The following is a 10,583-nucleotide window of genomic DNA, read 5'->3' as shown; positions in this document are numbered from 1 at the left end:
GTGGGGTTATGCGGACTCCGCCGCGTCACTGCGGCGGCGTGTGGTGTGGCGTTTGATCCAGCTGGCGGAATCGGCGATGACATAGCCGCTGAGGCGGATCGACTCGATGGGGCCGGGGCGGCCAGCGCACATCCACACCGAGAACCCGGTCAGCCCGGCGCCGTAGACGGCCAGCGGGCCGGTCATCGGCAGGGTGGTCGCGGCGACCACGAACCCGGTGCTGGTGCCCAGGACGGGCGCCCACAGCCGCAGCCCGTCCTTGACCCCGGTCGCGCGGTCGACGTGCTTTCCCAGCGCGCGCCCGATCTGGCCGCCATCGGGAACGACGGGTTTTTGCTGCTGGATCTGCTCGACCAGCTTCTTGGTGGTGCGGTTGGCCATCTCGTCGGCGAGCGGAGCCAGCTGGTCCATCTCGGCCTGGCGCTGCTCGGGCGACAGGCCGGAGATTTCCTCTCCGTGGTCCTCGGGGTTGATGTTCGGAACAGACATGAGTGGTGCTCCTTCTCGTTTCAGGCGTGGCGGTGTTTGGTCAGGTCGATGACCGGCGCTAACAGGACGGGTTCGGCCGGGCTGGCCTGCATCTGCGACAGGCCGGGCAGCGGGCGCAACGCCGACAGCTGCCGTTCATCGAGCGGAGTCACGCGGCCGAAGCGGGCCACACCGCCGGAGACGTGCACGATGTCGCCTTTGGCCATGGCGCGCAGCCGGTTCGGGTGCACGAGCAGCTTGTCGTTGGCCTGCACGTTGCCCTCGTCGCCTGCCTCGGAGCCGCCGATGAGCTTGCGGGAGAGGTCGAAATCGCGGCGGGTGCCGTATATCTCGGCGAGCTTGTCGCCCTTCTCCTGCCCACCCAGCAGCGAACCACCGGAGGCGGCGGTGGCCAGGGCCTCGCGGGCGTCGTCGTCGTGGCCCAGACCGTTCCAGGACTGGGCGAACCACCACGAGCCGATCCCGGCCTTGCGCAGCCGCTCCACCCACGCCTTGGCGCGAGTCTTGCCATCCGACACCGCAGAGAACTCGTCCACCGCCAGCAGGGCCTGACGGCCGTGGTCCTTGTCGGCGAGCTGCTCGAGCATGCAACCCAGCGCCGCGAACTGGGCGCGGGCCCGGTCGGCGGCTTTGACGCCTTCGAGGATGATGTAGAGGAAATCGAAGTCGGTGACCTGCTTGTCGCCTTCGAACGAGTCACCCAGCAGCCGGTAGAGGATGCCGAACTCGCTGCGTGCGGAATCCATCACCGGCTGCTTCCCGGCCATCGTGGAGGCGATCTCCCGATCGGCGCCGGGCACACCGGCCCACGGCACCTCGTCGTCCCACACCCCGCCCCACAGCTTGGCCAGCTTGACCGGATCGAACCGGGACAGGAACTCGATCCAATCCCGCGGCGGGTTCTGTCCGACCGGCTTGCCGTCGACCACCTTCGCCGGGGCGTCCACGACCAGGTGGATCAGGGTCTCGCGGATGTTGTGGAAGTAGCGTTCGGTGTCGGTCGTCGGTGTCGAGCCGCCGGAGATCATCGCCGACAACACCGACCGCAGGTCATCGAGATCCTCGATGTCCCACAAAGCCAGCTGCGTGTACAGCGGGTCGGTGTCCTCGACACCGACGACACCGATCCGGTCGGCGGGCACACCCAGGGCAGCGAACCAGCGCGCCATCGTCCGCGCGGACTTCACCGACTCCGGGCCGCCGTTGCAGTCGATCACCAGCACCAACGGCCGGCCGGGCCGACGCGGGCGCCACCACTGCTGATGCCGCAGCCAACCGGTCACGAACCACGACACCAACGTCCGGTTCATCAGCGTCGACTTGCCCTTACCCGAGGACGCGACGACGGTGCCGTGCTCGTTGAACTTGATCCACGGCACGATCAGCCGAGTCTCCGTCCGCGACAGCAACGCCCGCGTCCGCGACTTGGCCGGGGCTTGGCTCGACTCGGTCGCGAGACGGCCGAGGACCGGCTGCGGGTTCAGCCCGCCGGTGGAGAACGGCAGCCGATACCGCGACATCCGCGCCGCTGCCCGCTGCTCACGCTGGGTGCGCAGCCACAACGCCCGCTCCGTGGCGGCCGGGGACTGCAACCCGTTGGTCGCGACCCGCACCCGCCGGTTGGTGAACGCGATCATCGCGGTCAGCCACGCTGCCGGGATGAGCAGCACCGTCATCGCCGCCAAACCGTGGGCGGGGTTGCCCGACACCAGCTCCGCGGCGCCCGCGGTGAACTGGGTCAGCGGCGCCGACCAATCCATGCCGCCGAACACGATCGCCGAACCGGGCATCGCGACGGTGGCGCCGATCGTCCAGTTCCGCAGCCTCGCGGGGGACCACGCCAGCAGGTTGGTGACCAGGAAGATCGCGCCCGCCGACACCAGCCCGAACACCGCGCAGGTGCCCGCGATCATCAACGCGTCGAGGAACCCGTCGAGGGTGATCTCCGGCAGGGTGATGCCGAACAGATCACTGTCAGGAGCGTTGTCGCCGAAGATCGGCGGGGCCTTCGGGTGGATCTCGATGTGCGGAGATTCGCCGGTACCCGGAACCTGGGACTGCTCCGGGGCGGCGGGCACCTGCGACGGGTAGGTCTTGGCGCACTCGGGACGGAAATCGATCACCTTCTGGCACACCGCGTCGCGGTGGATGGGGAACTCGGTGCTCATCACGACACCGCCTCTCCGGTGTCACGGCGACCGGTCTCGGCCTGGTTGATGCGATCGGAGGCACCGCCGGGGATCAGCGACAGACCGGGCCGAGAACCAGGAACCGTGCTGGTGATGCCGAATGCTTCGGCGAGGGCGGCCACGCGGATAGACGGGCCTTCCACACCCGCTGCGGCGCGGGCGGCATCGGCGATCACGTTGCGGATCTCGCCGTTCTTGCAGTAGTAGATGAGCCTGTCGCAGTTGGCTTTCGCCGCTGCCTGCTTGGCCTTGGCGACCGCGATCCGGGCGGCGGCGGCGTTCTTCGCGGTCAGCTCGACCTCGACCGCCCACAACCGGCCCTGCTCGTCGTAATACCGGCCATCGTGGATGTGCGGGCGCGCCTCTCCCGCCCGGACCGGCCCGACCTGCGCGCGCAGTTCACGCTCGGAGATCCACCGCTCCAGATCCAGCCCCACCAGCGCCAGCCGCAGCTCCAGCACGGTTCGCACGTGCGAGGCCATCTTTGGTGTCGGCGTCCAGAACTGCGTACTCAGCCCCGTCAGGCCCTCGATCGCCGAGCGGGTCGGGAATACCCACGTCGGTCCCGGCACCGGCCGAAGTTTCAACGACGAAACCAGCTTGGATTCACGCCACTTTGCCACGTGCCGGTACGCGCTCGACATCCGTACGCCCAGCATCCGAGCGACCACATCCAGCGGCGCCCCGTACATGAACGCCAGAATCGTCAACACGGTCATCGGCACCGGACCGATCCGATATGCCGTCATCTATCGCTCCCATCCATCACGGTCACGGCCGCGGCCGTTGACCAGCCCCGCGAACGCATGACCCGCAATCGGGGACCGCGCTGTCGGGGTCGTTGTCGAATCGGCCCATCCCGGGCCTGGGTCGTTGATCTGCTCGAACTCCGCACGGTCGACGCCGTGCCGCTCCGCAGCGCGCAGCTGCCGCTCCCGCGTGGCCTTCGCCAACGCCGCGAGCTGGGCAGGCGTCGCTTCTCGCTTCGCCGCGGCGAGGTTGACGTCATAGAGGTAGGCCGTCAGCGGCTCCCGTGACCGGCGCGGACGCTGCACCTTGCCCGCGATGTCCTGGCCGTTCGGGCGCAATCCCTGCGCGGCCAGCTGCCGACGCGTCCGCAGATGCGAAGGCGCGCGACGCCAGTCGTAAACCGGGATGCCGCCCTGCTGCTCGGCCGCGGTCACCGGTTCACTCCCCGATCCGGGCGGCGCCAGACAATCTCCGTGGACCGTCCCGTCCTGGATATGACCACAGCAAGACCACACGCCACGAACAGCCGGTGACGGCGTGGGAAGTAGCGGCGACGCAATTCCTCGCAACGAGCGGTGACCTGATCCATCGCATCGATCACCGCGTCGATATCCGCCCCGGTAAGGCCACGAGCGTTGGCCTCACGCAACGCTGCCGATGCGGCGTCCCGCGCGGTATCGATCGCCGCGACCTCGACCGCGAACTCAGGCGGCAACACGCGCCTGGTCATGGCGTCACCTCCGGCGCCTGCGAGCGCGGGACGCACGACCCCGCCGGTTCCGCCGGGACCCCGGCGTTGAGCGGGCGGCAGATGTTCGGCGACGGCACGTAGTCCTGGTAATCGATCCACGCCGCCGTGCAACCACCCATGCCGATGAGCAGCAGCACACCGAAAGCCGCGAGCCGCACCATCGGCGGCAACAGCCCCAGCGGGGCGAACACCGCACTCGCGCCGGTGAACTCCGGACCAGCCATCGAATGCAACGGGTTGTGACCACTACGGCGGTCGAAATGAGTGACCGTGTACCCCTGGGCGGGCGGGTCCTGCCGCCACGGCGCGGTCATCGATCCGCCTCGTTCCGCTCGGCACTGTTGCGGTCGACCGCCTCGCCCGTGTCGGCCCGGCTGTCACGCGCGGCCACTGCATCCGCGATGCCGGCGTCGAGCAGCGCGCGCAGCGCGGTTGCCTGCTCGAGCGTCAACTGCATTGACATCCCGACGTACGCCGACGACGACGCCGGGTACACCCGGACACATACCCGGTCGACGTGTGCCGCGTACCGCACCCGGAACGACCCGTGCACCGAGATTTCCGCGGAGACCCCGGTATCCACCGGGACACCCGACTCGCTAGCCGCGATCACGTAGTGACCTACGTAGTCCCGCAACACTCCTTCGGGGTGGGCCTGCCGCTCTTGATCCCCATCGCTCAGGTTGATGCTCATCGCCGAACCCCCCACCGCCGCGACGCACGCCAGAACGCGACACCACCCAGCACCATCACCGTGGATCCGACAACTGCGGGGTGCGTGAGCGTCAGGAACCCAACCGATACCGCCGCCACCGCGAGACCGAACGTACGGGCGCTCATCACGCCACTCCGGTCTCGTTCAAGGGACGAACCAGCGCGAGGACCTGGTCTCGATCGACCTTGATGAGCCTCGGGCCGACCTGGAAGCCCTCCAAAAGACCACCGTCCACCCAGCGACGGACGGTCCGCGGGTGGACTCCCCCGGCCAGTTCAGCCGCGACGCGAAGGCTGACCAGGTTCTTCGGTCCTCCGACCGAGCCACTTCGTCTGCTCATGAATGTCACTCCTTTGACGACTTGTCGTTACGTATACACAAGAGCGTATGTGTAGTTGCGTATGTGCACAAGCCCTACACATGTGTAGTCGTCAAAGAACGCGAAAAGGGCCTGATCAAGGCATTGATCAGGCCCCTATACGCTTCGATCCGAAGCGTTCTAGCTCAGGTCAGGTCGAGGTCTCCCGCTTGCTCGCAGCCACCGATTCAGGTGCCAGTGCCATTCGGAAGAGGAACGCGTCGTACCGATCCCGCGGGTACGAGATGTTCGAGAACATGAGCACTCGCTCATCACTGTCGATGTAGCGCTGAGACACAGCTTTGACCAGCTCACCGGACGGAGTCTTGAGCCACTCAGCGTGGCTCGCCGGCGGCAGGGAGTCCGTCAGGGTCTCCTCCAGAAACGCCGCCGCCGAGACGTCGGCAACACCGACGGGTTGGTAACTGTCCGACACGGAGATCGGCCGTCCGCCCTCCGATGCGCGCACAATTACATGCGTCAGCTCGGAGCCGACTTCGACGCCGAGCTTGTCAGCGAGTTCTTCCGTAGCCGGAACGCTCCTGATGTCGCGCTCCACCTCCACCGGCTCCGTCGCCTCGTTCTCAAATGTCGTCTCGGGCTGCTCGAACTGACGCTCGGGCGAGACCCTTGTGAGATTCGGCCGGTCGGCTACGAACGTGCCCTTCCGCCGCTCGGTCCGCACCAACCCTTGACCGAGAAGCAACTCGATCGCGTTCCGGATCACGATCTGCGACACGCCATGACGCTTCGCCAGTTCCGGGTAGCTCCGCAGCTGCGTTCCGGGCGGGAGTTCACCCGCCCTGATCTTGCGTGCGTATTCACCCGCGATCTTCACGTATGCCGGTTCTGTCACTGTCCATCCCCTCGCTTCGTCCACTAAGGCAGGAGTTAGTACGTCCTACCAATACACAACTACGTATACACACATCATCGCAGTGTGCGAGAAGCAGGGTGATGTGTTTGCGCGACTTCTGGGATTACTTCCGCCGAGCCCAGCTCTCAGCCTTGTCGTGCAGGTTCCACCAAGCCACAAATTGCGAATCCTCACCAACCTGTTCCCACCCGGAGGCGAGCTTGTCGAAGAACGCGTCAGTTCCAGTCTTGCCGCCGCGAGGTTCGCCTACATAGATCAGCGTGTCGCCTCCGGCCTTCTCGAACGCTTCGAGCGCATCAGTTGACATCGGATTTCCCCACCCCGGCGGCCAGCACAGGAAGAGGACTCGACGCGATTCCTCGCCAGCTTCCCGAGCTGCGGCCAGGTCGCCAAGGTCGCCGACTTCGTGCCAGACATCCACCTGTCCAGCTCCCCCGCGAAACGACACATTCTCGATCTGGCCGGGCGGTTCCGAATCGAACGCCAACACATCGACACCGCGGCGCCGCAGCTGTTGCGCCCAGTACCCGCGACCGGCACCTATCTCCAGAAGTCCTCGGCCCGCGCAAACGTCGGTGACCCACTCCAGCGTCTCCGGCGACGGGATCGCGTAGGCATATGCCTCCTGGAGAACGGTCTGTGCGTAGGCCAGCCGAGCACTGCCCTTCGCTGCACCGCCGTTGACCTCGCGACGCCCACCACGTTCGGCCGAGCCCGCACTGACAGACGGGCCGACAATGTCCCAGTACGGATTCTCACTGTCACCCCCCGTCATGTAGTGCAGCAAACGGAGGTCAAAGGCTCTGTCCGCCTCGACGTCACCGCTGCCAGGTATGGCCGGGGCAGTGTCGAGGTACTCCGCAACCCTGGGATACGAAGCGCGAAAGCGCATTTCGTCCCCGAGAAGGTCGGACAGCTGTTCACGACGCTCCGGTGTCAATACGAATCCTGTCACCCAGTCGATTGTGCCGACCTCGACGGCCGCTTGGGTTGGCTATGAGCAGCACCGCCACTCGGACACCCATATCGCATGAGCACCGCAGGGCCACAACCGTTCAGAACGCATGTGGGGCAGATGTCCGTGGCATGTGGGGCAGACATGGGGCAGACAGATGTCCCCCTGTGTACACTCGCGTCACGAACACACAAGCCGGAATAGATGAATATGTGCTGTTCATAGGTACATACGTGTCGCGATTGTTGACGTATGTCCAGCGGATTTGGTATGTAGGCAAGAAAGGGACTTTTAATCCGCAGGTCGTAGGTTCGAGCCCTACTGGGGGCACACGCGTCGGGCGCCCGGGTCACTCCGGGCGCCCGATCTGTTTATCCCGAGTTCCCGAGCGTGGCCATACCGGCGTGGACGGCCGCCGGACGAGCTGCCGGCGCTCCGTTTCACTGCGATCAGGCTGAGCGAAGGTGGATATAGAAGCCCTCCGCGATGTGCGCGAGCCGGGACCCGGCGCTTTTGCCGACAGATTCCGGCCGAGTGGCGACAACAGAGACATAGGCCCGAATGGGGCGTAGCACCACAGTGGACACCGGTCGGATTGTGAGGAAGGGCACAAACGCCCGCTCGGGTGGCGACCGCCGCCGCAAACGGACCCATATCGCCGTCGCGATCTGCCGCGGCCCGGGCTGAGAGGCGCACCCCGAACCACCGTCGCGAGGTCACATCGGCGAGTCGCCGGGCGAGACCGCCTCAGCGCGGCTCGAGTTCGGCGGTCCGACACGCTCGAGCGCCGGTCGATCGCCGCATGACGGCCGCGACCGGGGATTGTGTAGCCGAGCACGTTTTGCTAACGCTTCGTGCCCCGCGTCGATAGTCCCCTCGCCACGGGTAGAACCCATACACTCGGGTAGATCACCGAACGGCGAAGGCGTCGCATGAGGTGGATCACCAGGGCATCGATCGTCTAACGGATGCGTTTCGCATCACACCTACGGTGCCGTAAGGTATGGCCGCAACGGTATCGGTCTACCTTGGGATGACCTGCACGACCGGAAGCACACACTGAAGGGTTCATACATGGCAAGGGATCTGACTCAACTCGAGCTTCTGACGGAGTTGGAGCCGGTTGCCGAAGAAAACGTCAACCGGCACCTCTCCATGGCAAAGGAATGGCATCCGCACGACTACGTCCCGTGGGACGACGGCCGCAATTTCGCGGCACTCGGCGGTGTGGATTGGGACCCGGAACAGTCCCGGCTCAATGAGGTCGCGAAGGCGGCCATGGTCACGAACCTGCTCACCGAGGACAATCTCCCCTCCTACCACCGGGAAATCGCCGAGAACTTCTCCCAGGACGGCGCATGGGGCACCTGGGTGGGCCGCTGGACCGCCGAGGAGAACCGCCACGGCATCGTCATGCGCGACTACCTGGTCGTCACCCGCGGCGTCGACCCGGTCGCCCTCGAAGAGGCCCGCATGGTCCACATGACCAACGGCTTCGCCTCCCCTGCCGAAGCCGATGCCGGGTTCCTGCACTCCGTCGCGTACGTCACCTTCCAGGAGCTCGCCACCCGGGTCAGCCACCGCAACACCGGCAAGGTCTGTGACGACCCGATCGCCGACCGCATGCTGCAGCGCGTCGCCGCCGACGAGAACCTGCACATGATCTTCTACCGCAACATGTGCGGCGCCGCCCTCGATCTGGCTCCCGATCAGGCCATCGAGGCGATCACCCTGATCCTGGAGAACTTCCAGATGCCCGGCGCGGGCATGCCCAACTTCCGCCGCAACGGCGTGCTGATGGCCAAGCACGGCATCTACGACCTGCGCCAGCACCTGGAAGAGGTCGTCCAGCCGGTGCTGAAGAAGTGGAACATCTTCGAGCGCACCGACTTCACCGCCCGTGGCGAAGCCGTCCGTGAGCGCCTGGGCCTTTTCCTGGACAGGCTGGCCAAGGACGTCATCAAGTTCGAGGAGCAGCGCGACCGGATGCTCGCTCGCGAAGCCGCCAAGCGCGACCGCCAGATGGCGGGCAGCTCCGTAGGCTGACCGCCGCGACGAGAGCACACCGCCGCCGTCCGGGACACTGGGCGGCGGCGCGGTATGAACGGATCGGTGTAGCGACCCCATGGCGACATGCCTGCTGGGCGAACGACCCGATCCGGCCGACTCACGTGCGGAAATGAGACACTGGTCGGCGTGACGATGACTACCGAGGCGACGGCCGAGCTGCGGATCGGGCCGTATCCGGTCGATCCGCCGGTCGTGCTCGCGCCGATGGCGGGCATCACGAACCTGGCGTTCCGCAAGTTGTGCCGGGAATTCGGCAGCCCGACCTCGATCTACGTCTGCGAGATGATCACCGCGCGTGCGGTGGTCGAGCGCAACGAGAAGACGCTGCACATGATGGCCTTCGACGCCGACGAGCATCCGCGCTCCATGCAGCTCTACGGCGTGGACCCGGCCACCCTCGGCGAAGCGGTGCGGATCATCGTCGGCGAGGGCTGGGCCGACCACATCGACCTGAATCTCGGCTGCCCCGTGCCCAAGGTCACCCGCCTCGGCGGCGGCGCCGCCCTGCCGTACAAGCGGACGCTGTTCCGGCGCATCGTGCGCGCCATGGTGACCGCGGCGGAGCCGGCGGGGGTCCCGGTCACCGTGAAGTTCCGCATCGGCATCGATGACGACCACCTCACCTATCTGGACGCGGGACGCATCGCGGAAGCCGAAGGCGCCCGTGCGGTCGCGCTGCACGCGCGCACGGCCGCGCAGCGCTACTCCGGCCAGGCCGACTGGACGGCGATCGCCCGGCTGAAGGAGACCGTCACCTCGATCCCGGTCCTCGGCAACGGCGACATCTTCTCCGCCGACGACGCGGTCCGCATGATGGACGAGACCGGCTGCGACGGCGTCGTCGTCGGTCGCGGCTGCCTGGGCAGGCCGTGGCTGTTCGCCGAGTTGCAGGCGGCGCTGCGCGGCGAGCCGCTGCCCGCGGCTCCCGATCTGGGCCGGGTCGGCGCGGTGCTGTATCGGCACGGCGCGCTGCTGGCGGAGCATCTCGGCGAGGACAAGGCCATGCGTGATCTGCGCAAGCACATGGCCTGGTATCTGATGGGCTTCCCGGTCGGCGCGGACCTGCGGCGCTCGTTCGCCACGGTGGGCAGCCTCGCTCAGCTGGAAGATCTTGTCGGACAGCTCGATCCGACCGCGCCCTTCCCGAAGGACGCGGAGGGCCCGCGCGGTCGCCAGGGCTCACCGGGAAAGGTCGCGCTGCCGCATGGGTGGCTCGACGACCCGGACGATCCCGCGGTGCCGCAGGCCGCCGATGTGATGCACAGCGGCGGGTGATCGGGCAACCGCATAGCGAACGAGAGCGCCAAACACTGCTGTGACCTGTTCGATTTCGCCGTGGGGTGGCCCGCTGTGGCGGAATCGTTATCATTACGGGATCGGTGCCGCCGGTCCGGTTCGACCGAGGCGGAAAGCAAGACGAAAAGCGAGG

General features: G+C 66.7%; 12 protein-coding genes. 2 read left to right on the top strand and 10 right to left on the bottom strand.

From position 1 onward, the window contains the following. Positions 1–6: 6 nt before the first annotated feature. The 10 genes from LTT66_RS16260 to LTT66_RS16215 form a co-directional block, all read right to left on the bottom strand. A complete protein-coding gene (locus LTT66_RS16260) occupies positions 7–489 on the bottom strand; it encodes a hypothetical protein (protein WP_233068420.1) in 483 nt (160 codons plus the stop codon). A gap of 20 nt (positions 490–509) precedes the next feature. Next, positions 510–2,657 carry a type IV secretory system conjugative DNA transfer family protein gene (locus LTT66_RS16255; RefSeq protein ID WP_233068417.1) on the bottom strand — a complete coding sequence of 716 codons (2,148 nt, stop codon included), beginning with the start codon at positions 2,655–2,657 and terminating at the stop codon, positions 510–512. Further along, positions 2,657–3,427, bottom strand: coding sequence for a hypothetical protein (locus LTT66_RS16250; RefSeq protein ID WP_233068407.1), 771 nt, complete (start codon positions 3,425–3,427; stop codon positions 2,657–2,659). Before LTT66_RS16250 ends, LTT66_RS16255 begins: the two co-directional genes overlap by 1 nt. After that, positions 3,428–3,862 (bottom strand): RRQRL motif-containing zinc-binding protein, encoded by a 435-nt coding sequence (locus LTT66_RS16245; RefSeq protein ID WP_233068405.1) that lies wholly within the window; start codon positions 3,860–3,862, stop codon positions 3,428–3,430. Beyond that, positions 3,859–4,158, bottom strand: coding sequence for a hypothetical protein (locus LTT66_RS16240; protein WP_233068403.1), 300 nt, complete (start codon positions 4,156–4,158; stop codon positions 3,859–3,861). The genes LTT66_RS16245 and LTT66_RS16240 overlap by 4 nt, the downstream gene beginning before the upstream one ends. After that, complete coding sequence (locus tag LTT66_RS16235; protein ID WP_233068393.1) at positions 4,155–4,493, bottom strand: hypothetical protein; 339 nt, start codon at positions 4,491–4,493, stop codon at positions 4,155–4,157. Before LTT66_RS16235 ends, LTT66_RS16240 begins: the two co-directional genes overlap by 4 nt. Continuing rightward, entirely contained in the window at positions 4,490–4,873 is a 384-nt protein-coding gene (locus tag LTT66_RS16230) for a hypothetical protein (protein WP_233068391.1), read from the bottom strand. Before LTT66_RS16230 ends, LTT66_RS16235 begins: the two co-directional genes overlap by 4 nt. A gap of 145 nt (positions 4,874–5,018) precedes the next feature. Further along, positions 5,019–5,234, bottom strand: a complete 216-nt coding sequence (locus LTT66_RS16225; protein ID WP_233068389.1) for a helix-turn-helix domain-containing protein — start codon at positions 5,232–5,234, stop codon at positions 5,019–5,021. 169 nt (positions 5,235–5,403) lie between these two features. Continuing rightward, positions 5,404–6,108: a GntR family transcriptional regulator gene (locus LTT66_RS16220; RefSeq protein ID WP_233068374.1), complete on the bottom strand. Its 705-nt coding sequence runs from the start codon at positions 6,106–6,108 to the stop codon at positions 5,404–5,406. 124 nt (positions 6,109–6,232) lie between these two features. Continuing rightward, entirely contained in the window at positions 6,233–7,084 is an 852-nt protein-coding gene (locus tag LTT66_RS16215; RefSeq protein WP_233068372.1) for a methyltransferase domain-containing protein, read from the bottom strand. Between the two features lie 1,074 nt (positions 7,085–8,158). Between LTT66_RS16215 and LTT66_RS16210 the strand changes: the two genes are divergently transcribed. Next, the gene (locus LTT66_RS16210; protein WP_233068370.1) at positions 8,159–9,130 is read left to right on the top strand and encodes an acyl-ACP desaturase; all 972 of its coding nucleotides are present in this window, start codon (positions 8,159–8,161) and stop codon (positions 9,128–9,130) included. A gap of 156 nt (positions 9,131–9,286) precedes the next feature. Further along, a complete protein-coding gene (dusB, locus tag LTT66_RS16205; protein WP_233069288.1) occupies positions 9,287–10,429 on the top strand; it encodes a tRNA dihydrouridine synthase DusB in 1,143 nt (380 codons plus the stop codon). The last annotated feature ends 154 nt before the right edge of the window (positions 10,430–10,583 follow it).

The sequence above is a fragment of the Nocardia gipuzkoensis genome, from assembly GCF_021183645.1.
Classification (GTDB): Bacteria; Actinomycetota; Actinomycetes; order Mycobacteriales; family Mycobacteriaceae; genus Nocardia; species Nocardia abscessus.
Note: the sequence above shows the minus strand (reverse complement) of the source record. Positions and strands in the feature narration are given on the sequence as shown.

Coding starts and splice junctions, on each gene's coding strand:
- LTT66_RS16240 (WP_233068403.1), bottom strand. CDS start 4,158: ATGACCAGGCGCGTGTTGCCGCCTGAGTTCGCGGTCGAGGTCGCGGCG.
- LTT66_RS16210 (WP_233068370.1), top strand. CDS start 8,159: ATGGCAAGGGATCTGACTCAACTCGAGCTTCTGACGGAGTTGGAGCCG.
- LTT66_RS16250 (WP_233068407.1), bottom strand. CDS start 3,427: ATGACGGCATATCGGATCGGTCCGGTGCCGATGACCGTGTTGACGATT.
- LTT66_RS16255 (WP_233068417.1), bottom strand. CDS start 2,657: ATGAGCACCGAGTTCCCCATCCACCGCGACGCGGTGTGCCAGAAGGTG.
- LTT66_RS16235 (WP_233068393.1), bottom strand. CDS start 4,493: ATGACCGCGCCGTGGCGGCAGGACCCGCCCGCCCAGGGGTACACGGTC.
- dusB (WP_233069288.1), top strand. CDS start 9,287: ATGACTACCGAGGCGACGGCCGAGCTGCGGATCGGGCCGTATCCGGTC.
- LTT66_RS16225 (WP_233068389.1), bottom strand. CDS start 5,234: ATGAGCAGACGAAGTGGCTCGGTCGGAGGACCGAAGAACCTGGTCAGC.
- LTT66_RS16230 (WP_233068391.1), bottom strand. CDS start 4,873: ATGAGCATCAACCTGAGCGATGGGGATCAAGAGCGGCAGGCCCACCCC.
- LTT66_RS16260 (WP_233068420.1), bottom strand. CDS start 489: ATGTCTGTTCCGAACATCAACCCCGAGGACCACGGAGAGGAAATCTCC.